Below are 24171 nucleotides of genomic sequence, written 5' to 3'. Positions count from 1 at the left end.
CGTGAATCAAACACGCATCAAGGATGCGATGCGGCGGAATGAGGTTGTATCTGGATAGTACTTCCCTTCATGGAATCTGGCAGTGGAAAAGCATCTCCGGGAAAGGTCTCATCCGGTTTGCCGGTGATGGCAGCCTTCATGAATTCCGTCCAGATGGGCAGCGCTGCGTGTGCGCCCGTTTCGCCTTTGCCGAGTGATTCGCGATCGTCATAGCCCACCCACACGCCACAGGTGGTTGAGGGCGAAAAGCCCACAAACCATGCATCGGTGTAGTTGTTGGTGGTGCCGGTCTTGCCGCCCAGCGCATGATGCAGCGCGGCGACATTTTCTCCAGTGCCGTGCGCGATGACGTCTTTGAACATGGCGATCATGGTGCGGGCCGTCTTCGCCGTGATGACTTCACTCACCTGCGGCTCAGTCTGCAACAAAGGAATGCCCTGCGCGTCGGTCACCTTGCGAATCAGGTGCGGGGCAATGCGAACGCCGTCATTCGGAAAGACGGAGTAGGCCGAGACCTGCTGCTCAAGGCTGATCTCGACCGCGCCCAGCGCAATGGGCAGAAACGGCGGAATGTTGCTGGTCACCCCAAATTTGTGCGCCAATGCAATCACATTGTGAATGCCGACCCTGGCAGCCAGCTTAAGCGCGGGAATGTTGCGCGAATCGGCAAAGGCATGCTCGATGGTGATGCTGCCCTCAAAGCGATGGTCATAGTTGTGCGGCACGTATGAGCCCCATGAAACCGGCGTGTCGAGAATGTGATCCTGCGGCGTGATGCCGTCTTCGACGGCCGCCGTGTAGACATAGGGTTTGAAGGATGAGCCGGTCTGCCGCTCGGCCTGCGTGGCGCGATTGAACTGCGAGAGGTTGAAGTCGCGGCCGCCCACCATGGCCAGCACGCCGCCGGTGGAGTTGTCGATGGCCAGCAGCGCGGCCTCGACGCCGGAGTCTTCGGCGAGCTCGCCGTGCAGCACGGTGCCGTCATCTGCGGTCAGGTGAACATAGATGATGTCGCCCACGTGCAGAAACTTCTCCGCCGAAGTGAAGCCGGTCCACTTCCAGTCGTCGGGAGCGAGCAGCAGGGTGCGCTTGGCAATGCGCGCTGTCACCTGGTAAGGCTCCACATCGGTGACGACGGCATGCATCCAGGCGCCGGGCACGGCGGGGTTTGACCAGTCCGGATGCCAGAAGGTTTCGGGGTTCAAATCGGCATCGAGCACGTTGAGCAGATGCCCCCGCCAGCCGTGGCGCTGCTCATAGGCCTCCAGGCCGGTCAGCACCGCCTGATTCGCCACCTTCTGCAGATTCAGGTCAAGCGTGGTGTAGACCTTGAGCCCGGCCTCATGCACGCGCTGCGTGCCAAAGCGGCGGTCCAGCTCTTCGCGCACGTTCTCAACGAACCAGGGCGCGACCGAGTTGGGCGGCGGCGCAAGGTGCAGGCCCAGCGGCGCGTTGCGGGCGGCGTTGGCCTGTGCGTCGGTAATCTTGCCGTCCTCAAGCATCTCGTCGATGACGAGATTGCGGCGCTCAAAGGCCCGCGTGGGGTTGCGGATGGGCGAGTATTCCTCTGGGCCTTTGGGCAGCGCGGCCAGCAGAGCGGCTTCGGGCAGGGTGAGCTGGCTCGCGTGCTTTGAGAAGTAGAACTCCGCGCCGGCCTCAAAGCCGTAGACGCCGCTGCCGAGATAGATCTGATTCGCATACAGCGTGAAGATTTGCTGCTTGGTGAGGGTGTGCTCCATTTGCAGCGTGAGCAGTACCTCTTGCAGCTTGCGCGAGAAGGTACGGCGGTCAGAGAGGAAGAGATTGCGCGCCAGTTGCATGGTGAGCGTGGAAGCGCCCTGCGAGCGGGTGTGCGAGACCATGTCGTGATAAGCCGCGCCCGCGATGCGGAAGAGATTGACGCCCCAGTGGCTCTCAAAATTTTTGTCTTCGATGGAGATGATGGCGTCGCGCAGCACCGGCGCGAAGTCCTGGTAGCGCACCACGGTGCGGCGCTGCAGCGCAAACGAGCCAATCAACTGGCCGTTGCGGTCATAAATCTCTGTGGTGGACATGGGGCGGTAATGCTCAAGCTCGGAGATCTGCGGCAGATCGACCGAATAGATGAGCAGCACGCCGCCGAGCGAGCCGGCAGCAGCGGCAAGCACCACCAGCAGCACCAGCGCGAGAGAGCCGGCCACCTTGCGCCGGCGCGCGGGCGGACGAAACTCCGGACGCTGCGCGCGAGCAGGCCTGCGGTGAAAGCTCTCTTCGGTGACATCCCAGGGACCGCGTCGATCCAGTCGATCCAAGCGCGCCGTCCTGTTCCGCTACGCCTTTTTCTGCTGCAGCAGGCTGAGGCCCTTGTTGAGCTGGTCGTCCTGAATCGGGGTGTTCTTTTCCGAGGCCGGCAGTTCGCCCTCTTCGGCCAGGTAGGAATCGATGCTCTCGTCCACCAGATAGTTGGGAGTGATGGCCTTGTCTTCAATGGCGGCGCCGTCTGGCGTTTCATATTTGCCGACAGTCAGCAGCACTGCCGCGCCATCGGGCAGCGTGATGGTCTTGACCAGTGCGCCCTCGCCAAAGGTGGGGTCGCCCACCACATCGCCGCGTTTGTCATCGAGCACCGCACCGGCCACAATCTCGGCCGCGCCCGCCGTACCGTGGTTAACGAGAACCACCAGCGGAGCGTGCGTGACAAAGTCCTCAGGCTTGGCCTGAAAGACTTTGGTCGCGAGGGTCTGGCCGTGCAGCGAGGCCAGCGTGCCGGACTGAATAAAAGCATTCGCCAAACGCAGGCCGTCGGCCTCGGTACCCTGCGCGGAGTCGCGCAGATCGAGCAGCACCTTGGTATTGGCAGGCATGCTCTTGAGCTTTGCAATCACCTCATCGACGCGATGCGTCGTGAGCGAATACGGCTTGATGTAGAGGATATTGTTGTTTGCGTATTGCTTCACCTCGAGCGCGGGCGCCAGGTTGTCAGCGCGCGTCATGGTGAGGTTGACCGGCAAAATGCTCTGTGCGCGGATCATGCGCAGCGTGATCTTGCTGCCGGCCTGGCCCTGCAACAGCAGACGCACCATGGCCACGGACATGTTGTAGGTGGACTGTCCGTTGATGGCCTCGATCATGTCGCCATCCTGAATCTTCTGCCCGGCCGCAGGGCTGTCAGGCACCACGGAAACCACCGTGGCATAGCCCGCGCGCGACGAAACGATGAGACCCACCTGCGCGGTGCCGTCATTCTGATGCGCAAGGTACTGCTTGTACTCCACAGGCGTCAGGTAGGCCGAATCGCCATCGAGGGATTCGAGCAGGCCATGCAGCGCGCCCGTGGTGACGTCGGCAAGGTCAGGAACCGTCACATAGTCGGCCTGAATCTTGTGCAGAACCTCTTCATAGACCCCCATCTGCTGATAGGCATTGTCGAGGGGATGGCTGCTGACGCCAGCCGGAGCGAATCCGCCCAGGAAGATGACCAGAATCACGGCGGCCGCGAGGCCGAGGACAACATGCTTGAAGTTTCGAGACATAGATTCAGAGAGCGCTAGCGAAGCCGCGTTATTTCAAATCATACTCTCTGCGGTTGCCGAGGTGGGAGGTCACGGAAGGGATCTTTGGTGGCGGCGGGAGGAATCGAACCTCCGACCTACGGGTTATGAGTCCGTCGCTCTAACCATCTGAGCTACGCCGCCGGGCTCAGGTTCCGCAAACAGGCGGGAGCCGCTCTCTCATCATACGAAGCATTGCCGGAGCGGGTCAATGTTGCCGCTCCGGCAATGCCATCAATGCTGCAGCTTGTATTCGCTCTTGGGCACCTTGGCGCCCACCTGCCGGGGGGTGGGCAACTGCGACTTGTCCCAGCCGCCGCCCAGCGCCTCAATCAACTGCACGGCCGAGGTCATCTGCAGCACCTGCACCTGGGCCAGGGTCTGCTGGTCATTGAGCACGGTGGTCTGCGCGGTGATCACGTTCAGATAAGGATCAATGCCGCTCTCGTAGCGGCCCTGCTCCAGCGCCAGGTACTTCTGCGCATCGGCCAAGGCTGCTTTTTGCTGCAGTATCTGTTGCGAATAGAGCCGCGTTGCCGAGAGGTTGTCCTCTACCTGCTGAAAGGCCGCCAGCACCGTCTGGCGGTAGGTGGCCAGATCAGCGTTGTAGGTGGCCGAGTACTGATGAAGCTGCGCGATGTAGAGTCCGCCATTGAAGATGGTCTGCGAAATGGAAGGCCCGATCGACCAGAAGCGGCTCGGCCACTCAAACCAGCGCGAGAAGGTGGAGCTCTCAAAGCCGCCGCTCGCTGACAGCGTGATGGCGGGAAAGAACGCACCATAACCAATGCCGATGGTGGCATTGGCCTCGGCCAGCGTGCGCTCGGCCGCGGCAATGTCAGGACGCCGCTGCAGCAGTTCGGCAGGAATGCCCACCGGGATGGGGGGCGGCGTGAAGAAGCCGGGATCGGGCGGCAGCGAAAAGCTGGTGGCCGGCTGGCCAATCAGCATCGCGATCGCATGCTCATATTGCGCGCGCGCCACCTGCAGATTAGTGAGCTGCGCCTGCGCGCTCTCGAGAGTAGATTTGGCCTCAACCACCGAGATGTAGTCGCCCACGCCGGTCTTGTAGGACGACAGGTTCACGTCATAGGCCTTTTGATCGGCCGCCACGGTCTGCTGCAGAATGGCAATCAACGCATCCTGCCCGCGCAACTGAAAGTAGAAGGCCGCGAGACTGGCCTGCTCGGTCAGCTTTTCATTGGCTAATTGTGCGGCGCTGACCTGCGAGGCGTACTCGGCTGTGCGCACCTGATTGCGAATCTGTCCCCAGAGATCGGGCGTCCAGGAGGCGTCAAAGGGCAGCGCCATGATGGTGCTCTTCTGGCCCGAGCTGGTGGCCGTGGAAGCACCCGTGCCTGTGTTGTAGGTGTTCGACATGGTGGAGGAAGCCAGCGAACGGTTCCAGGTCGGCTTGGTGGTGAGCGTGGGCCAGAAGCTGGCGCGCTGCTCGGCCACGAGGGCGCGAGCCTCAAGAAAGCTCTCAAAGTACTGCTTGATGTTCTGGTTGTTGATGTTCAGTTCGCCTTCGAGCTTGTTCAGCTCGGCGTCGTGAAATATCTGCCACCAGTCGCCATGCAGCATCGGCGCGCTGGGCTGCGCGACCTTCCAGCCGGGAGCATCCTGAAAATGCACGGTGGATTCCTTGTAGTTCGCAGGCAGCTTCTGCGGCGGCGCGGGCGGATGATACTTGGGCCCGAGGTTGCAGCCGGCCAGCGCGGCCAGCGATACAAGCGTGGCAGCGGCCAGCAGGCGGTGATAACGGGTATGGGGTGGTCGAATCTTCATGGCAGTTCTCCGCTAATGGGCGGCTTGTTCCCCGGGATGAAAAGTATCGCGCTGCTTGCCCTGCAGCCGCAGGCGCAGACGGTCGAGCGTAAGGTACACCACCGGGGTGGTATAGAGCGTGATGATCTGGCTGAGCATGAGGCCGCCCACGATGGTGATGCCCAGCGGCCGCCGCAGCTCGGCGCCAATGCCGGTGCCAAAGGCAAGCGGCAACGCGCCGCCCAGTGCGGCAGTGGTGGTCATCATGATCGGCCGGAAGCGCAGCATGCAGGCCTCAAAGATGGAATCGTGCGGACTTTTTCCCTCGTTGCGTTCCACCATCAGCGCAAAGTCGATCATCATGATGGCATTCTTTTTCACGATGCCGATCAGCAGAATAATGCCGATAATCGAGATCACATCGAGGTTCTTGTGAAACAGCATGAGGGCCAGCATCGCGCCGACGCTGGCCGAGGGCAGCGTGGAAAGAATTGTGAGCGGATGCATCAGGCTCTCATACAGAACCCCCAGCACGATGTAGACCGCCAGAATGGCCGTGATGATGAGCATGGGCTCGGTGGAGAGCGATTTTTGAAATGCCTGCAAGGTGCCGGAGAAGGTGCCGCGCACGGTGCCGGGCAGGCCAATCTGCTCTTCCATCCGGTCAATCTCGCTCGTCGCCGTGCTCAGCGATACGCCCGGCTGCAGATTGAAGGAGATCGTCACCGAGGGAAACTGCCCCGTGTGATTGATCTGCAACGGCGTGGTCGTCGTCTCAAAGCGCGCGAACTGGCTCAGAGGCGTCATGGAGGAAGCATTGCTGCCGCTGCTGCCGGTCTTGAGGTAAATGCTGTTCAGCCCCTCGGGAGATTGCCAGTACTTGGGCGCGACCTCAAGCACGACATAGTACTGGTTGAGCGGGCTGTGAATCACCGACACTTCTGACTGCCCAAAGGCGGAATAGACGGCGCTGTCGAGCGATTGCGAGGTTTGCCCCAGACGCGCAGCGGTCATGCGGTTGTAATCCAGTTGCTTGGCGAGTCCGCCATCCTGCTGATCACTGTTGACATCGGCAAAACCGGGCAGGCGGCTCATGTGCTGCTTGATGATGGTCCCCCAATGCAGCAGATCAGCCTCGTTGTCGGACTGAATCGTGTACTGGTATTGCGCGTTGCTGGAGCGTCCACCGATACGGAGGTCCTGCGCCGACTGCAGAAAGATTGCGGCGCCGGTCAGCTTGTTCAACTTGGGACGCAGGCGGTTGATGACGCCCGTCGCGCTGATTTTGCGTACACTCAGTGGCTTGAGCGAGGCGAAAACAAACCCATTATTGGTAGAGCCGCGGCCGCCTGTGTAGGCATTCACATACTCCACGGCCGGATCGGCTTGAATCACCTTCACGATCTGTAACAAAGAGTGATTCATATAGGGGAAAGATGCATCCTGCGGGCCCATGACACCGCCGATGAGAAAGCCCGTGTCCTGCTCGGGGAAGAAGCCCTTGGGAATGCGCGCGATGAGCACAAAGTTGAGCGCAATGGTCAGCCCCAGAATGATCAGGATGAGGACCGGATTCTCCAGCGCCCACTCCAGCGATTTGCGGTAACCCCACAGCAGACTGTCAAAGACCTTTTCGCTGGCGCGGCTGAAGCGGTTCTGCTTCTCTGGCTCGTGCCCCTTGAGCAGATGCGCGCACATGGTGGGCGTGGTGGTGAGCGAGACCACCATGGACACCACGATGGCCGTCGCCAGCGTGACGGCAAACTCGCGGAAGAGACGCCCGATAATGCCGCCCATCAGCAGAATGGGAATGAAGACCGCAATCAGCGACATGCTGATGGAAAAGACCGTGAAGCCGATTTCGCCCGCACCCTTGAGCGCCGCGGCCATCGGGGTCATGCCGTTCTCAACGTGCCGCGTGATGTTTTCCATCACCACGATGGCGTCATCGACCACAAAGCCCGTGGAGATGGTCAGCGCCATCAGCGACAGGTTGTCGAGGCTGAAGCCCAGAAGATACATCACCGCAAAGGTGCCAATAATGGAAACCGGAACCGCAACCGAGGGAATCAGCGTGGCGCGCGGGCTGCGCAGGAAGATAAACACTACCAGCACCACCAGCACCAGCGCGACCAGAAGCGTCAGCTCCACGTCTTTGACCGAGGCGCGAATGGTCACCGTGCGGTCATGCACGATATGTACATCGATGCCTGTTGGAATATCTGCTTCAAGCGCCGGCAATTGGGCTTTGATGCGGTCCACGGTCTGAATCACGTTCGCGCCGGGCTGGCGAAAGATGATGACCGTTACCGAGGGCACGCCATCTGTGTATCCGGCAGTACGAACGTTCTGTGAACCGTCATAGACACGCGCTACCTGGTCAAGGCGAACCGCCGCACCGTTGTGATAGCCCACGATCAGCGGCTGATACTGCGCAGCCTTTGAAATCTGGTCATTGGTGATGACGTCGGCGGTCATCGAACTGTTCGCAATCTGCCCGCGCGGCAGATCGGCGTTCTGAGTGCTCAGAGCGGCCTGCAGGTCGGGCAGCGTCAGCCCGTAACTCTCCAGTTGGGTGGGGTTCACCTCCACACGCACGGAGGGGCTGGATGCGCCGCCGATGAAGACCTGGCCTACGCCGTTAATCTGCGAGAGCTTCTGTTGAAAAATCGTCGAAGCCTTGTCATACATGTACGTGGTGTCGTATTTCTTTGACGTCAGCGACATGATGAGAATCGGGCTGTCGGCGGGATTCTCCTTGAAATAGTTTGGGTTCGAGGGAAGGTTTGCGGGCAGATAGGTGCGCGCTGCATTGATAGCCGCCTGCACATCGTTGGCCGCGCCATTGATGTCACGGTTCAGATCAAACTGCAGCGTGATGGACGCACTGCCGAGCGAACTGGACGAGGTCATCTCGGTCACGCCCGAGATCTGGCCGAACTGCCGCTCCAGCGGCGTCGCCACCGAGGTCGCCATGGTTTCGGCGCTTGCACCCGGCAGACTGGCATTCACGTTGATGGTCGGGAAGTCCACCTGCGGCAGCGGCGCTACCGGCAATACCGAATAGCCCACCGCACCGGCGATGGCAACCGCCAGCGTCAGCAGGGTGGTGGCCACGGGCCGCCGGATGAAGGGTGCGCAGGGGTTCATGCCAGCTCCGTCTGCGCGGGCGGCTGCGGGTGGGGTCCTTGTGGCTTGCGACCGAGCCGCCGGCCAAGATTGTCAAAGAAGATGTAGATGACCGGCGTGGTGTAGAGCGTGAGCACCTGGCTCAACAGCAGGCCGCCCACCATGGCAATGCCCAGCGGACGCCGCAGCTCAGAACCATAGCCAGTGCCGAGCGCCAGCGGCAGACCGCCGAGCAGCGCGGCCATGGTGGTCATCATGATTGGGCGAAAGCGCAACAGGCACGCTTCATAAATAGCTTCAGTCGCATTCAGGCCGCGCACACGTTCGGCTTCAAGCGCGAAGTCGACGATCAGAATGCCGTTCTTCTGCACGATGCCGATGAGCAGAATGATGCCGATGATGGCGACCACGTTGAGATTTTGCCCGAAGAGGAACAGCGCCAGCAGCGCGCCCACACCGGCCGACGGCAGCGTGGAGAGAATCGTGATGGGGTGGATGAAGCTCTCATACAACACACCCAGCACAATGTAGACCACCACCAGCGCGGCCAGAATCAGCAGAGCCTCGTTGGAGAGCGAGCTCTTGAAGGCCTGCGCCGTGCCCTCCCAGCCATGCTGCAGGCTGGCGGGAAAGCCCATCTGCGAGGCCACCTTATCCACCGAGTTGATGGCATTGCCCAGCGCCGCATGCGGCCCCAGGTTGAAGGAAACCGTCACCGACGGGAATTGCCCCTGATGATTGATCGAGAGCAACTCGGTTCCGTAGCTGATGCGCGTGAACGCGCTCAAGGGTACGGCGCTGTTGCTGACAGCCTGCGTGGTGGTGTTCGGAGTGACTCCGCCATAGGTGCCGCTGCTCAGCGAGCTGCCATTCACCGTCAGCCCCGAGGTGGAGATCAGGTTGCCGGGCACGCTCATCACGCCGGACGAGGGCGTGTAGCGCACTCCGGTCGTCGTCGCGTTGGAGCCGGCCGAGCTGGAACCGGAGGCTGCAAATGTGGTCGCGGCGGCCGGCCCGCTGGCACCCGCCGAGATGTTCGACTGCACATACAGGTCGCCCAGATTCCCTGGATTCTCGCGCCACTCGGGCGAGGTCTCCATGATGACGTGGTACTGGTTGAGCGAGGTGTAGAGCGTATTGATCTGGCGCTGCCCATAGGCGTCATACAGCACGTTGTCGATGGTCGAGGGCGCAATGCCGAGCCGCGAGGCGGTCACGCGGTCAATGTCCACATTGATTGCCCGGCCGCCGGTGAGCTGGTCCGTGGCCACGTCTTCAAGATCGGGCAGCTTCTTGAGCCGGGCCACAAATTTATCGGCCCACTCATTCAACTCGTCGCTGTCGGGGTCTTCGAGCGTGTACTGGTATTGCGTGCGGCTCACGCGGTCATCCACGGTGATGTCCTGCACGGGCTGCATATACAGGTGAATACCCTGCACCTGGGCCAGCTTGTTCTGCAGCCGCCGGATCACATCGGCCGCGCTCGCATCGCGCTGATTGATCGGCTTCAGGTTGATCGACATGCGGCCCGTATTCATCGTGGTGTTGATGCCGTCCACGCCGATGAACGAGGACAAGCTCTCCACCGCCGGGTCTTTGAGAACAATGTCGGCCAGTTCCTGCTGGCGCTTCGTCATCGCATCAAATGAAATTGCCGGCGGCCCCTGCGAAATGGCCTGGATGACGCCTGTGTCCTGCGTGGGAAAGAAGCCTTTGGGAATCACGATGTACAGAAAAATCGTGAGCACGAGCGTAGCCACGGCCACAAGCAGCGTGAGGGGCTGAAAGCGCAGCACCACCTTTAGGGTGCGGCCGTAAAAGCCGATCATGCCGTTGAAGACGCGCTCCGAGGCCTGATAGAAGCGGCCCTGCTGCGCCTTGGGATCATGCCGCAGAATGCGCGAACACATCATCGGCGTCAGTGTGAGCGAGACCACGGCCGAGATGATGATGGTCACCGCCAGCGTCACGGCAAACTCGCGGAAGAGACGCCCTACCACGTCGCCCATGAAGAGCAGCGGAATCAGAACGGCAATCAGCGAGACCGTCAACGACAGAATGGTGAAGCCGATCTGTCCGGAGCCCTTGAAGGCGGCCTCCATCGGCGAATAGCCCTCTTCGAGATAACGCGAGATGTTCTCAATCATCACGATCGCGTCATCCACCACAAAGCCGGTGGAGATGGTCAGCGCCATCAGCGAGAGGTTGTCGAGACTGTAGCCCAGCAGATACATCGCGCCAAAGGTGCCCACCAGCGAAAGCGGCACGGCCACGCTGGGAATGATGGTCGCGTAGAGGCTGCGCAGAAAGAGGAAGATGACCATCACCACCAGCCCGATGGTGAGCAGCAGTTCAAACTCCACGTCGTTGACGCTGGCCTGAATGCTGGTGGTCAGGTCGGTGAGCTGGTGCAGTTGAATGCCCGCCGGCAGTGTCGCTTCCAGTTGCGGCAGCGCTTCTTTGATGCTGCGCACCACCGAGATGGTATTGGCCCCGGGCTGACGCTGAATGTTGAGAATGATCGCAGGCTGGCGGTTCATCCACGCAGCCTGATTCTCGTTTTCGACGCCGTTGATCACGGTGGCCACGTTCTTCAAAAAGACCGGCGCGCCATTCTGATAGGCGATGACCACATCGTTGTACTCGTTCGCCTCGGTGAGCTGGTCGTTCGAGTCAATCTGATAGTCGAGCCGTGGCCCGTCAAAGTTGCCCTTGGCGGCATTCACGCTGGCCTGTGTGAGCGCGGTGCGCACGGCCTCAAGGCTGATGCCGTACCCGGCCAGCTTGGTGGGGTTGACCTGAATGCGAACCGCCGGCCGCTGGCCGCCGCTGATGGTCACCATGCCCACGCCGCTGATCTGGGCAAGCTTCGGCACCAGCCGCGTATCAATCAGGTCTTCGACCTGCGAGAGCTGCATGGTGTTTGAGGTGACGCCCATGGTCAGAATGGGCGCATCGGCCGGATTGGTTTTGTTGTAGACCGGAGGCGCGGGCAAATTCGCCGGCAGCAGGCTCTGCGCGGCATTGATGGCCGCCTGCACTTCCTGCTCGGCGACGTCGATGTTCAACTGCAGACTGAACTGCAGCACGATCACCGACACGCCGCCCGCGCTGGTCGAGGTCATCTGGCTCAGACCGGGCATCTCGCCAAACTGGCGCTCCAGGGGAGCCGTGACCGTCGAAGCCGTCACGTCAGGGCTTGCCCCGGGATAAAAGGTGAGCACCTGAATGGTGGGATAGTCCACCTGCGGCAAGGCAGAGATGGGCAACTGCCGGTAAGCCACAATACCCACCAGCAGAATGGCGGCCATCAACAGCGACGTTGCGATGGGCCGCAGAATAAATGGGCGCGACGGACTCACGGAACGTTGCTCTCGCTCGTGTTGCTGGACATCGCCACCTTGGAGATTTTGACCTGCGAACCATTCTGCAGCTTCTCAAAGCTGCTGTTGGCAATCACATCGCCCGACTGAATGCCCTGCACGGCCACGATCCCGTTGTCTGACACGCCTGTTGTCACATCCTGCATTTTGGCGGTCAGCCCGTGCGGCCCATGCTGAATGAGGAAAACATACGCCTCATTGCCGTTGTGCTGCACGGCGGAATCGGGCACCAGCGTCTGCTTCTGAAGAGTCTTCACCAGCAGCCGCGTGTTCACAAACTGGTTGGGATACAGCTCATACTTGCTGTTATTGAAGGTAGCGCGCAGCAGAACCGTGCCCGTGGTGGTGTCAATCTGATTGTTGATGGAGGTCACCTTGCCGGTGGTGATCATGTGGGTCTTATTGCTGTCCCACACTTCAATCGGCAGCCCCAGGCCGTGCCCCGGCTGCGCCAGCACCTGGGTGAGCGCGCTCTCTGAGATGGGCGAAATCACGGTGATGGGATTCATCGAGGTCACCACCACCAGCGACGTGCTGGAGTTGGCCGTGACCAGATTGCCGGGATCCACCAGCCGCAGGCCCACCTTGCCATCCATGGGCGCCACGATGTGGCAATAGCTCAACTGCACCTGGTCATACTTGAGTACGCCCTGGTCGTTTTCCACCGTGCCTTCGTCCTGCAGGACAAGCTTTTCCTGGTCCTCAAGCGTCTGGCGCGGAATTGCATTGTGTGACCACGCGGTCTGGTAGCGGGCGAGATCCATCTTCGCCTCGGCCAGCAGGTTCTGGTCGCGCTTGAGCGTGCCCTGGGCCTGCATCACCTGCGCCTGATAGGGACGCGGATCAATATCCACCAGCGGCTGCCCCTTGGTCACGTACTGCCCCTCGCGGTAATGCACGGCGTTGATCACGCCTGTCACCTGCGAGCTGATCGAGACCGTGTGCAGCGCCGTCACCGTGCCGAGCGCGCTCACATAGACGCCGATGCTGCCCTGCCTGGCGGTGGCCGTGGTCAGAGAGACCGGACCAAAGAAGCGGCCCCGGCCGCCGGCGGCCATCTTGGCGTTCTTGTCATGCCGCTTGAGGCCCCAGTAGAAGACCAGCACAATCAGCACAAGGACGACGATCCAGATCCATGGACGCTTCTTCGGGGGCGGCGCATCCGGGGCTGCGTGCGCAGGCAAACGATGGTCCGGAGGGACAGGGGTAGTCTGATTTTGCTCGTCCATAGGTCGGGTGATGTCTCAGGGAAGCGTATTTTACGTTCGACTTACCGTCGAAAATTGGAGTTTAGCATTCGCGATGGAGCGTGTTGGAGCTGGTGCGGTTCTCTGATCAGGTCCCGGCAAAGGATGCGCGCAGCCGGAAAACTTTCAGTTGTGGCAGGCTCGTCCAATGGACGGCCTGGACGCCGGAAAAGTTGCAGAAAATACAATGAAAGCGCGCAAATCGTACCCCGTTACAGAAGCAAACAAATTCTGGCCCGTTTGTGACACGATGAAAGCAATGCAAAATGCTGAGGCAGGCAAAGTTTATCTCACCGGAGCAGGCCCCGGCGATCCCGGTTTGCTGACCGTGCGCGCCCACTGCCTGCTGGCCACCGCAGACGTAGTGCTGCATGACGGCCTGGTGGATGCGGCCATTCTGCAGCTCGCCGGAGCTCAGACCCGTGTGGTCAGCGTCGCCAAGCGCGCCGGAGACAAGAGCATCACCCAGCCGGAGATTGACGCCCTCATGATTCAGGAGGCGCGCGCCGGCCGCTCCGTGCTGCGCCTCAAGGTGGGCGACCCGCTGCTGTTTGGCCGTGCCGCCGATGAAATCCACGCGCTGCGGCAGGCCGGGATTCCCTTTGAAATTGTGCCGGGCATCACGGCGGCGCTGGCTGCTGCCGCTGCGCTCGAAAGCCCGCTCACCGCGCGCGATGCCTCCTCAGGAGTGCTGCTGCTGGCCGGGCACCGCGCCGGGCGCACCGAGGGCGAGCACCGCTACTTTCGCCTGCCGGAAAATCTCGCCTCGGCCACGCTCGCGCTCTACATGCCCGGCTCAGACTACGCGGGGCTGGCCCATGACCTCGCCGCCAGCGGCCTGCCGCCGGAGACGCCCTGCGCCGTGATCTCACAGTGCAGCCTGCCGGGGCAGCAGATGGTGCGCCTCACGCTGGCGGAACTAACCTCGCACCCGGCGCTGCCCGCCCCCGCGCTGGTGATGGTGGGCAGGGTCTTCGCGGAAACAGAGCCCCTCGGGCTCTAGACGACAGTCAGCGCGGCGCGGTGCGCGTCATAAATCTCCACCACCTTGGCCGCGCGGCGCGGATCGGTCGACCATCGCTCCGACACCAGTTGCACAAACTGCTCGGGCGTCTTCGCCCGCAGCGCCGCGGCATAGCTCGCATACTCGGCGCTCAGCGCGCGCAAAATCTGCATGCGGCCGGCAAAGCTGGCCTGCCAATCGGCAAACTTCACCCACTCGGCCTCGACCGTCACCCACTCCCCGCGCAGAAACTCGCGGGTCGGCATCGCCAGCGTGCCCACGCCCTCGTTGCGCCCGGCATCCTGCTTCTGGCCAAAGAGGTTATTCGCCTCTTCGGTGAGCCGCGAATGTCCCCAGCCGGACTCCAGCGCCGCCTCGCAGGCCGCCATCTCAGGAAACACGTGCCCCGCCGCCCGCGCCGCCGCGCAGGCCTTCGCTAAAAACTCGCTCTGCACACTCATGCCTTGCTCATCCTCCTGAAACAGAAAAAGGGCGAAGCCCATGGCCTCGCCCTTTCGTGTGAATCTCTGTCTCTATTGTTTCAGGTTTGCGGCAAATTTCCGGCAGCGCGGCTTACACCACAAAATACTTCGCCTGCGGATGATGCACGATCAGCGCGTTGGTGCTCTGCTCCGGCTCCAGATGGAAGCCTTCGGTCAGGCGCACTCCAATATTCTTCTCCGGCTCGAGCAGTTCGAAGATCTTCGTCTGATCCTCAAGATTCGGGCACGCCGGATAGCCAAAGGAATAGCGCGACCCGCGATATTTCTGGTGGAAGAGATCGTTGATGCGCGGCGCGTCTTCGCCCGCGATGCCGAGATCCTGGCGAATCTCCCTGTGCGCCAGCTCGGCCAGCGCCTCGGCCGTTTCCACACTCAGCCCGTGCAGGTAGAGGTAGCGCGTGAAGTCACCGGCGTCAAAGAGCCGCTTCGTGACTTCGCTGGCCTCGTGGCCAATCGTCACCACGGAGAAGCCCACCACGTCATAGACGCCCTCGCTCTTCGGCCGGAAGAAGTCGGCAATCGAGAGCTTGCGGCCCTCCGCCTGGCGCGGGAAGGTGATGCGCAGCCGCTCCTTTGCGGGGTCTTCGGCGTCATACACAATCAGGTCGTTGCCTTCGCTCTGCGCCGGGAAAAACCCATACACCATCTGCGGATGGAACCATCCCTCGCGCTTCACCTCGGTCTTCAGCTCTTCGAGCACGGGGCGATACTTCTCCTCCACCAGCCGCGCGTAGTCGGTGGCCGAGGCGGTCTTCAGTTGCCACTGATTCTTGAAGAGCGCGATCTCGTTGATGTACTCGAAGACCGTGTCGAGGTCATAGTCCTTTTTGACGCGCACGCCAAAGAACGGCGGCACCGGAACCTCAGGATTCTCCGTCACCCACGACGAACGCACCACCGGCGCGGCCGCATCCACGGCAGAGACCTCGACCACCGGCTTCTTCGGGAAGACTTTCACCGTGCGGCCTTCGCTCATGCGCGCCTCGCGCAGAGCCTCTTCTGAGGTGATGTCCGTCATCACGTGCAGGCCCGCGAAAGCATCCTCGGCATAAAAGACGCCCTGCGAATACTCCTGCCGCAAATCCTCTTCCACATACTTGCGTGTGAGCGCCGCGCCGCCGCAGATGACGGGAATCTCCATGGCCAGCCGCTGCATGTCCTGCACGACATACTTCATTTCGAGCGTGGATTTCACCAGCAGGCCGCTCAGCCCGATCGCATCGGCCTTATGCTCGCGCGCGGCCTGGATGATGGTGTCCGCCGGCTGCTTGATGCCGAGATTCACCACCTTGAAGCCATTGTTCGAGAGAATGATGTCCACCAGGTTCTTGCCGATGTCGTGCACGTCGCCCTTCACCGTGGCCAGCACGATGGTGCCGCGCTGCGATCCTTCGACGCGCTCCATCTTCGGCTCAAGGTAGGCGACGGCGGCCTTCATCACGGCGGCCGAGTCCAGCACCGAGGGCAACTGCATCTTGCGCGCGCCAAACAGTTCACCCACGGTCTTCATGCCGTCGAGCAGCACGTCGTTGATCAGGTCGAGCGGCTTCCAATCCGTGAGCGCTGACTCCAGCACCTCTTCGAGCGAGCGCTTGTTGCTGCCGGAGCCCACGCTGCGCTCCCCGCGAATGATCAACTGCTTCAGCGTTTCGTCCACCGGCAGCGAGGCCAGCTCTTCTGAGTCATCCTGCACCTTGCCCTTGGTGCCGGCAAAGTGGGCCATGTAGGCCTGCAGCGGATCGCCTTCGACCGTGTCGTAGAACACCAGACGCCGCGCCAGCTCCACCTCGCGCTCGGGAATCTTGTAGAGCGGATAAATCTTGGAGTAGTTCACGATGGCCGAGTCGAGCCCGCGATCCACCGCTTCCTTCAAAAACACGCTGTTCAGCACGCGCCGCGCATAGGCGTTAAGCCCAAAGCTGATGTTGCTCACGCCCAGAATCGTCTTGACGTAAGGAATCTCCTGCTTGATGCGCCGCACGGCTTCGAGCGTCTCGATGCCTGCCGTGCGATAGTCCTCCTGCCCGGTGGAGATGGGCAGCGTCAGAGGATCGAAGATGAGATCCTGCGGGCGCAATCCATACTTGTTCACCGCCAGGTCGTGAATGCGGCGCGCAACGGCTACCTTCTTCTCCGCCGTCAGCGCCATGCCGTCTTCGTCAATGGTCAGCGCAATCACCGCCGCGCCGTAGCGTTTGGCCATCGGCAGCACCTGGCTGGTGCGCTTTTCACCATCCTCAAGATTGATGGAGTTGATGACCGGCTTGCCCGGAATGCGCTTCAACCCCTCTTCGATCACATCGGCTTCGGTCGAGTCCACCAGAATGGGCGCCGTCACGCGCGTGGCGATCTTCTCGAGCACGGAGCACATGTAGGCCTTCTCGTCCTCGCCCACAATGGCGCAGCAGAGATCGAGCATCTGCGAGCCCTCGGCCACCAGCTTCTTGGCCAGCGCCAGAATGCCGTCGTAGTCCCCGGCGCGCACCATGTTGCGGAAGTGCTCGACGCGCGTGGTGGTATTCATCTCCTCGGCCACGATGACCGGCTGGCCATCCACTTCAAGCGGCAGCGCTGAAAACGCGCTCGCCGCCACGGACTGCGGCTGCACGTGGCGCGGCGCGGGCTTTGCGTCCTTGACCGCTTCGACCACCGCCTTCAAATGTTCAGGGGTGGTGCCGCAGCAGCCGCCCACCACCTGCACGCCATATTCGGTCACGAAGCTGCGGTGATACTTCGCCAGTTCCTCAGGAGTGAGCGCATACACCGCATGGCCGCCCACATTCTGCGGCAGACCCGCATTGGGCAGCACGCTGACGGGCCGCGTCGCATTCTGGCACAGGAAGCGCACGGCGTCGTTCATCTCCGCCGGGCCGGTCGCGCAGTTGAGACCGATGATGTCCGGATCAAAGCATTCCAGCGTCGCCAGCGCCGCGCCAATCTCGGTGCCGAGCAGCATCGTGCCGGTCGCCTCAATGGTCACCTGCATCTGGATGGGCAGATGCCTGCCCGTCGCGCGCATGGCGTCATGGCAGGCGGCCAGGGCGATCTTGGCCTGCAGCAAATCCTGCGCGGTCTCAATCAGCAGCACGTCCACGCCGCCCTCAATCAGCGCCTCAATCTGCTCGCGATAGGTCAGCGCCATGTCGTCGTAGCTGATATGCCCCAGCGAAGGCAGCTTGGTCGTCGGCCCGATGGAGCCGGCCACAAAGCGCGGCCTATCCGGCGTGGAGAAGCTGTCGGCGACTTCGCGCGCCAGCTTCGCGGCGGCGATGTTCAGCTCGCGGGTCTGGTCTTGCAGATCATACTCGGCCAGCACAATGCGCGAGGAGCCGAAGCTGTCTGTCTCCACCACGTCGCAGCCCACGGCAAAAAAGCTCGCGTGAATGTCGCGGATAATGTCAGGACGGCTCAGCACCAGCAGCTCGTTGCAGCCCTCTTTGCCCCAGTAATCGTCAAGGGTGAGCGCGTGCTTCTGGATGTTCGTGCCCATCGCGCCGTCGTAGACCAGCACTCGCTGCTTCAGGGCCTCAAGAAAATCGGACATGGATCTCGCTCTGTCTTCCTGGCTTTATGGTATTCCGACTATGGTACCGAAGACAGGCCGCTTCCCTGTAGCAAACCACAGCGAAATGACTGGATGAAAAGCGGTTCTGCGATTTTTCAGGGGCGAAAAGGCGCGCCGAATCCCGGCCCCGCGAACAAGCCTCTACGCCTCATCCTCTTCTTCCACCAGCGCCGCGCTGGCCGCGTGCAGTGAGAGCGCCACGCGGTTGTCCACGCCCACCTTGGCCATCAGCGTCTTTACATAGGCCTTGACCGTGCGCGCTTCAATGCCCAGCGTCTCGGCGATTTCGCGGTTTGAGCGAGCCGCCACCAGCAGGCGCAGCACCTGCTGCTCCCGCTCAGTGAACTGGCTGGTATGCCGGCGCACCGGCTTGGCGGAGAAGTGCAGCATGCGGTCCACAAACTTTGACAACACACGCCGCGGCGCCCAGATGGACCCGCTCAGCACCACCTCGATGGCCTGCAGCAGTTGCTCCGGCGTGGCCTGGTTCTCCACGTAGCCTTTGGCTCCCACGGCGATGGCGTTGATGATGGTTTCATCGTCGCGCAGCGAGCCCACCACAATCAACCGCAGCGAGGGCCGCTCGGCGCGCAGCCGCGCAAGCCGCTCAAACGACTCCGGCGGTTGCAGCCCAAACAGCACCAGGTCAATCGACTTGTTGGCGAGGATGTCCTTCATGTCCGTCGCCAGCACCTCATACTGCGGCGCTGCCTCAAAAATCGAGAGCAGCCCCGCGACCCGGAGGGGCTCAAACTCCAGCAATCCGATTTTTATTCGCTCGCCATCTTGCAAATCAATTGACCCGCGGCAGACAGAGGTTACAGCTTGGGCAGCACAATCCCCTGCTGGTTCTGGTACTTGCCCTTCTTGTCAGCGTAGCTGATCTCGCACGGCTCGTCGCCCTGAAAAAACAGAATCTGGCACAGCCCTTCGTTGGCGTACACCTTGGCGGGCAGCGGCGTCGTGTTTGAGATCTCAAGCGTCACGTAGCCCTCCCATTCCGGCTCAAAGGGCGTTACGTTCACAATGATGCCGCAGCGGGCATAGGTCGATTTGCCCACGCAGATGGTTAGCACATCGCGGGGAATGCGGAAGTACTCAATCGAGCGCGCCAGCGCAAAGCTGTTCGGCGGCACAATCACCGAGTCGGCCTCGACCGTGACAAACGAGCGCTCATCAAAGTTCTTCGGATCAATAATCGCGCTGTTGACGTTGGTGAAGATCTTGAACTCGTTGGAGACCCGCAGGTCATACCCATACGATGACAAGCCATACGAAATCACGCCCTCGCGCACCTGCTTCTCACTGAAGGGCTCAATCATGCCCTTGAGGGCCTGTTCCCGAATCCAACGATCGCTTTTGATGGACATCCTGCTCCTGTGGTTCCTCGTATCAATTTAAGTGAGAAAGCAACAAAATACTTCCAGAAACTGCATCTTACGAAAGGGACAACGCGTTGACAATGCGGGGCGTTCTTCCTAGCATCGTTCTAACTTCATATTCCGCGCCGCCGAGGTGACCCTATGATCAAGCAGGATATTATTCACCACGTCATTGAACGCACCGGGCTGCCCCGGACCAAGGCCGAACATGCCGTGGACACCGTCTTTGAGAGCCTCAAGCACGCCCTGGCCGAGGGTCAGCGCATTGAGTTGCGCGGCTTTGGCGTCTTCAACGTGCGCCCCCGCAAAACCGGCATCGGACGCAATCCCCGCACCGGAACCGAAGTCTCCATCACGCCCGGCAAGGCCGTCCGCTTCAAGCCAGGCAAGGATCTGCACATTCTCGACTAGCATTTCTCGCGTGCCAAGATAGCGCCCGATGCAAGCCGCACTGGCCTGCATCGGGCCGTGTGCTTTCTGGCATTTGCCCGGACATCTCAGGCCCTTGTGCGCGCCAACGGCCCGGCAAAAGAACTTCCCTTCCACCCAAAGTTTGACGCGACCATTTTCTAAAACCGTGCTACTATCCAGCCAAATCCATCTGTAAAAAGGCCTCGGCCATGCCCTCGAACCGGCAGTTCGCCCATCGTCCGTTGCGGTCTGGTATGCATGAGAGCATTTGCCTGCGCTGCTTTCGCACCGTAGGAGCGGCAGGCCCGGTCGACAGCCTCAGCGCGCAGGAAGCGGAGCACGTCTGCAGTACGGAAGACATCGTTGCCCTGCACGGCCGCATCGAGCCCCAAAAAGCAACCTCGCCCCAGCAGGGCGAGGAGTCCGCGTAAATCCTCTCACGGCTGCCTCGTGGACATCCGCCTGGACACCAGATCAAAGATTAAGGGGTGCCCATGTCCGTGTGTCTAGACATGGAATGGTGAGTTTTAGAGAAAAGGGGTGCCCCATGTCCGTGGTTTCGGACATGGGGATAGTGAGTTCTAGTCCAGCTTTTCCGGCTCGATCTGAATGTTCTTCTCGCCGCGCGCCTTCTTCTCCCAGTACTTCTTCACCCAGGCCTCGAAGCTCTTGCCCGCCGCCGTATCGCGCCCGCTGAAGTGCAGCGCCGCGATCTCGGCATAAGGAATCGACAGCTTCGTGCGCTCGGTCGCGGGAATCATCCTCACCAGCGAGTCGGCCAGCGACGTACCCGTGCGTCGATCAAAGATGTAGCCCTGCACCTGGCGGCCATCCTTTAACGTCAAGGTAATGTCGCCGCGATAATCAAAGGCCTTTTCGAGCGCCACGCGAATTTCCTCATCGCTCGCCAGCGAAGGAATCCATCCCTGCAGATCCTCTTTTTCGCGGCCTGCGATGTGCTCCAGCTCATCGGCGTTGTGAATCCGCAACTGGTCTGTCTTTGCCCGTTCCTGCTGTTCTGTTGCCATGCGGACTAGTCTCCTGAGACGGTTTCCATCGTTTCGTGAGCCTGCGGCGCAATCTGCACCAGCGGCTGCGGATGCTCCGGCTTCCATTCGTTCAGCATCTTCTGCGCGTCCGCATCCGGGTAAAGCGACGGGAACATATACTTCTTCGCCGTCGTCAGAAAGCCCTTCAGCGAGCTGAAGTTGTAGTCCACCGCCGATGCCTCGTGGCCGGAGTGCACCATGCAGTTGGCGCAGCGCGGATTCCCGCTCTTCGCGCCGTACTCCTCCCACTTCGTGGCTTCCATCAGCTCGGCGAAGGTATCGGCATAGCCGTCCTGCAGCAGGTAGCAGGGCTTCTGCCAGCCAAAGATCGAGAAGGTCGGCATGCCCCAGGGCGTGCACTCAAAGTGCTGCTTGCCCATCAGGAACTCTGAGAAGAGCGGATGCGTGTTGAACTGCCAGCTCTTGTTGCGGTTCGACAGAATCATGCGGAAGAGCTTGCGCGAGCGCGCCTTGCCCAGAAAGTGATTCTGGTCAGGAGCCTTGTCATACGTGTAGCCCGGCGAGACCATCATGCTCTCGACTCCTGCCGCCATCAGCTCGTCAAAGTGCGCGCGCACTGAGTTCGGGTCCGCGCCGTCGAACAGCGTAGTGTTCGTCGTCACGCGGAAGCCCGCAGCCACCGCCGCGCGCACGCCTTCCATCGCAATGTCATAGCCGCCCTCGCGGCACACTGAGAAGTCGTGATGCTCGCGCTGGCCGTCCACATGCACTGAGAAGGAGAGATATTTGCTCGGCTTGAAGAGATGAAGTTTCTCTTTAAGAAGCAGCGCGTTCGTGCACATATAAACGTACTTCTTGCGCGCCACCAGCCCGGCCACAATCTCGGGCATCTGCGGATGCAACAAAGGCTCGCCGCCCGGAATCGACACCATCGGCGCGCCGCACTCTTCTACCGCGCGGAAGCACTCCTCCGGCGTCAGCTCCTGCTTCAGAATGTGCGCGGGGTACTGAATTTTGCCGCAGCCGGCGCACGCCAGGTTGCAGCGAAACAGCGGCTCCAGCATGAGCACCAGCGGATAGCGCTTGCGTCCCTTGATCTTCTGCTTCAGCACATATGAAGCAACAGTCCATGCCTGTGAAATGGGTACGGCCATTGTTACAAATCCTCCGCCGGCTTATTCGCCGCGCTCCATGGCTTTTTCGTAATTGGTCAGCGCCAGCAGCGGGAAGTAATCCCGGTACTGGTGATACGCCAGATAGAACACGCGCGGAAAACCGGTGCCCGTGTACAGCGCCTGATGTTTCGATCCACTGCCGGTGCTCTCATCCCAGCCGCCATCGGGCTTCTGGTGCGCCAATAACCATTTGATGCCCTTGGCCACCGAATCGCTGCGATCATCACCGGCTGAGAGCAGCCCCAGAATGGCCCATGCCGTCTGCGAGGGCGTGCTCGGTCCCACGCCGCGCGTGTTGGGGTCGTCATAGCTGCCGCAGGTCTCACCCCAGCCGCCATCGGCATTCTGCACCGAGCGAATCCACTCCGCCGCCTGCTGAATCTGCGGCTCGTGGTTCCACACCCCGATGGCCTCCAGCCCGCGCAGCACCAGGAAGGTGCCGTACAAGTAGTTCACGCCCCAGCGGCCAAACCAGCTTCCGTCCGGCTCCTGCTCGTCATAGATGAACTTGATGGCCTTCTCCACGCGGCGGTCCTTGCGCGTGTAGCCGTAGGTGGCCAGCATCTCCAGAATGCGCCCCGTGATATCGACCGTCGGCGGATCGAGCATCGCGTTGTGGTCGGCAAACGGCACGTACTGGAAGATCATCTTCGTGTTGTCTTTGTCAAAGCTCGCCCAGCCGCCGTTGCGGCACTGCATCGCAAAGATCCAGTCAATGGCGCGCTGGCAGACGTCGTACTGGTAGCGCTCGCGCGGATTATCGACCTTGTTCAGCGCCAGCAGCACCTGCGCCGAGTCGTCCACGTCAGGATAAAACTCGTTGTTGAACTCGAAATACCAGCCACCCGGCTGCGCATTGCGCACCTTCATGGCCCAGTCGCCCTTGTGCCGCACTTCCTTTGAGAGCAGCCAGTCGGCGGCCTTCTGCATGCGCGGATCGTTCCTCGGCACGCCAGCCTCGCCCAGCGCAAAGACAGCCTGCGCCGTGTCCCACACCGGCGAAACGCAGGGCTGCATGCGGAAGGTCGGCTCTGCATACTCCGCCGTGCCCTCGGGCTCGTCGATGCCGAGCTTCTCAAACTCATCCATTGCTCGCAGCACCTGCGGATCATCGAGCGAATACCCGAGGCAGCGCAGCGCAATGATGGCGTTCAGCATGGCTGGATAAATCGCGCCCAATCCATCGGACATCTCAAAGCGCGCCAGCATCCACTTCTCGGCCTTCTTGAGCGCAATCGAGCGCAGCGGGCGAATGTGTACCCGCTCAAACCAGTGCGTCACACGGTCGAGCGCCAGAAAGAAATTGCGCCAGCTCAGCAGGTTTTTGCTGTCCCAGCGCAGGTGCAGGTTGGCCTTCTCGCGGCCGCCCACAAACAGCTCATCAATGCCCTGCTCAGGCGGAATCTTCTTGAACGGTTTCTTCGCATACGCGATCGAGAGCGGCACCAGAATGGCGCGCGACCACGACGAAATCTCGTAGATGTTGAAGTAAAACCAGTTCGGGAAGAGCACGATCTCCGGCGGAATCGCCGGCACTGCGTCGTACTCGTACTGCCCCAGGAAGCACAGATAAATCTTCGTGAAGGTGTTGCACTCCACCACACCGCCGTGGGCCAGAATCCACTCCCGTGCCTTTACCAGGATCGGGTTATCGGCGGTCATGCCCATCAGCTTGGCCGAGAAGTAGCACTTCACCGTCAGGCTGATGTTGCCGGGGCCGCCGGGATAGATGCTCCAGCTTCCGTCTTCATTCTGGTAGCGCAGCATCTCGGTGAGAGCGCGCTTCATTTTGCCCGCATCGCCGGTGCCCAGCAGCGTGTGCGCGAAGATATAGTCAGCCTCGAGCATGGAGTCGGCCTCAAGCTCGCCGCACCACCAGCCGTCTTTGCTCTGCTGCGCAAAGACGCGGTCCTTCGCGCCCGCGATCGCGCGCTTCACATCTTCCAGGGCCGCATCAATGCGCCCGAATTTCACTGCGGATTGCGAAGTGCTTCCCGGAATAGGATTCCCCCCGGGTTGCGCTCTTTCCGATACGCTCATGCGAACTCGTTGCTTTCCCGTCGATT

The 24171-nt window shown here is 61.2% G+C and carries 16 protein-coding genes and 1 tRNA gene; 3 read left to right on the top strand and 14 right to left on the bottom strand.

Features of this window, described 5'->3' with window-relative positions; translation table 11 throughout:
* Positions 1-17: 17 nt before the first annotated feature.
* The 7 genes from ACP_RS15985 to ACP_RS15955 form a co-directional block, all read right to left on the bottom strand.
* A complete protein-coding gene (locus tag ACP_RS15985; RefSeq protein WP_015898378.1) occupies positions 18-2291 on the bottom strand; it encodes a penicillin-binding protein 1A in 2274 nt (757 codons plus the stop codon).
* Positions 2292-2309: 18 nt separating this feature from the next.
* Positions 2310-3512: a S41 family peptidase gene (locus ACP_RS15980; RefSeq protein WP_015898377.1), complete on the bottom strand. Its 1203-nt coding sequence runs from the start codon at positions 3510-3512 to the stop codon at positions 2310-2312.
* Positions 3513-3597: 85 nt separating this feature from the next.
* A tRNA-Met gene (locus ACP_RS15975) sits at positions 3598-3674 on the bottom strand.
* Between the two features lie 90 nt (positions 3675-3764).
* Positions 3765-5318: an efflux transporter outer membrane subunit gene (locus ACP_RS15970; RefSeq protein ID WP_015898376.1), complete on the bottom strand. Its 1554-nt coding sequence runs from the start codon at positions 5316-5318 to the stop codon at positions 3765-3767.
* Between the two features lie 12 nt (positions 5319-5330).
* Positions 5331-8447 (bottom strand): efflux RND transporter permease subunit, encoded by a 3117-nt coding sequence (locus ACP_RS15965; protein WP_015898375.1) that lies wholly within the window; start codon positions 8445-8447, stop codon positions 5331-5333.
* The gene (locus ACP_RS15960; protein ID WP_015898374.1) at positions 8444-11788 is read right to left on the bottom strand and encodes an efflux RND transporter permease subunit; all 3345 of its coding nucleotides are present in this window, start codon (positions 11786-11788) and stop codon (positions 8444-8446) included. The genes ACP_RS15965 and ACP_RS15960 overlap by 4 nt, the downstream gene beginning before the upstream one ends.
* Positions 11785-13038, bottom strand: a complete 1254-nt coding sequence (locus tag ACP_RS15955) for an efflux RND transporter periplasmic adaptor subunit (protein ID WP_041839679.1) — start codon at positions 13036-13038, stop codon at positions 11785-11787. The genes ACP_RS15960 and ACP_RS15955 overlap by 4 nt, the downstream gene beginning before the upstream one ends.
* Positions 13039-13315: 277 nt before the next feature.
* Here ACP_RS15955 and cobA point away from each other — a divergent pair, with 277 nt between their 5' ends.
* Positions 13316-14059, top strand: a complete 744-nt coding sequence (cobA, locus tag ACP_RS15950) for a uroporphyrinogen-III C-methyltransferase (protein ID WP_041840418.1) — start codon at positions 13316-13318, stop codon at positions 14057-14059.
* On the opposite strand, the gene ACP_RS17525 is transcribed toward cobA, so the two are convergent.
* From ACP_RS17525 to dcd, 4 genes are all read right to left on the bottom strand, one after another.
* The gene (locus ACP_RS17525) at positions 14056-14562 is read right to left on the bottom strand and encodes a glucosaminidase domain-containing protein (protein WP_015898371.1); all 507 of its coding nucleotides are present in this window, start codon (positions 14560-14562) and stop codon (positions 14056-14058) included. The two genes, cobA and ACP_RS17525, sit on opposite strands and share 4 nt — an antisense overlap.
* 70 nt (positions 14563-14632) lie before the next feature.
* Positions 14633-18106, bottom strand: a complete 3474-nt coding sequence (metH, locus tag ACP_RS15940) for a methionine synthase (RefSeq protein WP_015898370.1) — start codon at positions 18104-18106, stop codon at positions 14633-14635.
* Between the two features lie 162 nt (positions 18107-18268).
* Positions 18269-18889 (bottom strand): LuxR C-terminal-related transcriptional regulator, encoded by a 621-nt coding sequence (locus ACP_RS15935; RefSeq protein ID WP_052294846.1) that lies wholly within the window; start codon positions 18887-18889, stop codon positions 18269-18271.
* A gap of 56 nt (positions 18890-18945) precedes the next feature.
* Positions 18946-19497 carry a dCTP deaminase gene (gene dcd / locus ACP_RS15930; protein ID WP_015898368.1) on the bottom strand — a complete coding sequence of 184 codons (552 nt, stop codon included), beginning with the start codon at positions 19495-19497 and terminating at the stop codon, positions 18946-18948.
* A 153-nt stretch (positions 19498-19650) separates the two neighbouring features.
* On the opposite strand from dcd, the gene ACP_RS15925 reads away from it, so the two are divergent.
* Complete coding sequence (locus ACP_RS15925) at positions 19651-19920, top strand: HU family DNA-binding protein (protein ID WP_015898367.1); 270 nt, start codon at positions 19651-19653, stop codon at positions 19918-19920.
* A gap of 254 nt (positions 19921-20174) precedes the next feature.
* Positions 20175-20351, top strand: coding sequence for a hypothetical protein (locus ACP_RS18185; protein ID WP_169306001.1), 177 nt, complete (start codon positions 20175-20177; stop codon positions 20349-20351).
* A gap of 150 nt (positions 20352-20501) precedes the next feature.
* Here ACP_RS18185 and ACP_RS15920 read toward each other — a convergent pair whose 3' ends face one another.
* The 3 genes from ACP_RS15920 to shc are packed head-to-tail and all read right to left on the bottom strand — an operon-like array spanning position 20502 to position 24145.
* Positions 20502-20948 (bottom strand): hypothetical protein, encoded by a 447-nt coding sequence (locus ACP_RS15920; protein ID WP_015898364.1) that lies wholly within the window; start codon positions 20946-20948, stop codon positions 20502-20504.
* 5 nt (positions 20949-20953) lie between these two features.
* Positions 20954-22084, bottom strand: coding sequence for an adenosyl-hopene transferase HpnH (gene hpnH, locus ACP_RS15915; RefSeq protein WP_015898363.1), 1131 nt, complete (start codon positions 22082-22084; stop codon positions 20954-20956).
* A gap of 21 nt (positions 22085-22105) precedes the next feature.
* Positions 22106-24145, bottom strand: a complete 2040-nt coding sequence (gene shc / locus ACP_RS15910; RefSeq protein WP_015898362.1) for a squalene--hopene cyclase — start codon at positions 24143-24145, stop codon at positions 22106-22108.
* Between the last annotated feature and the right edge of the window lie 26 nt (positions 24146-24171).

The sequence above is a fragment of the Acidobacterium capsulatum ATCC 51196 genome (assembly GCF_000022565.1).
Lineage (GTDB): Bacteria > Acidobacteriota > Terriglobia > Terriglobales > Acidobacteriaceae > Acidobacterium > Acidobacterium capsulatum.
The sequence above is the reverse complement of the archived record's forward strand: the minus strand, read 5'-3'. Positions and strand labels throughout refer to the sequence as shown.

Coding starts and splice junctions, on each gene's coding strand:
- ACP_RS15925 (WP_015898367.1), top strand. CDS start 19,651: ATGATCAAGCAGGATATTATTCACCACGTCATTGAACGCACCGGGCTG.
- ACP_RS15980 (WP_015898377.1), bottom strand. CDS start 3,512: ATGTCTCGAAACTTCAAGCATGTTGTCCTCGGCCTCGCGGCCGCCGTG.
- cobA (WP_041840418.1), top strand. CDS start 13,316: ATGCAAAATGCTGAGGCAGGCAAAGTTTATCTCACCGGAGCAGGCCCC.
- hpnH (WP_015898363.1), bottom strand. CDS start 22,084: ATGGCCGTACCCATTTCACAGGCATGGACTGTTGCTTCATATGTGCTG.
- metH (WP_015898370.1), bottom strand. CDS start 18,106: ATGTCCGATTTTCTTGAGGCCCTGAAGCAGCGAGTGCTGGTCTACGAC.
- ACP_RS15970 (WP_015898376.1), bottom strand. CDS start 5,318: ATGAAGATTCGACCACCCCATACCCGTTATCACCGCCTGCTGGCCGCT.
- ACP_RS17525 (WP_015898371.1), bottom strand. CDS start 14,562: ATGGGCTTCGCCCTTTTTCTGTTTCAGGAGGATGAGCAAGGCATGAGT.
- shc (WP_015898362.1), bottom strand. CDS start 24,145: ATGAGCGTATCGGAAAGAGCGCAACCCGGGGGGAATCCTATTCCGGGA.
- ACP_RS15955 (WP_041839679.1), bottom strand. CDS start 13,038: ATGGACGAGCAAAATCAGACTACCCCTGTCCCTCCGGACCATCGTTTG.
- dcd (WP_015898368.1), bottom strand. CDS start 19,497: ATGTCCATCAAAAGCGATCGTTGGATTCGGGAACAGGCCCTCAAGGGC.
- ACP_RS15965 (WP_015898375.1), bottom strand. CDS start 8,447: ATGAACCCCTGCGCACCCTTCATCCGGCGGCCCGTGGCCACCACCCTG.
- ACP_RS18185 (WP_169306001.1), top strand. CDS start 20,175: ATGCATGAGAGCATTTGCCTGCGCTGCTTTCGCACCGTAGGAGCGGCA.
- ACP_RS15920 (WP_015898364.1), bottom strand. CDS start 20,948: ATGGCAACAGAACAGCAGGAACGGGCAAAGACAGACCAGTTGCGGATT.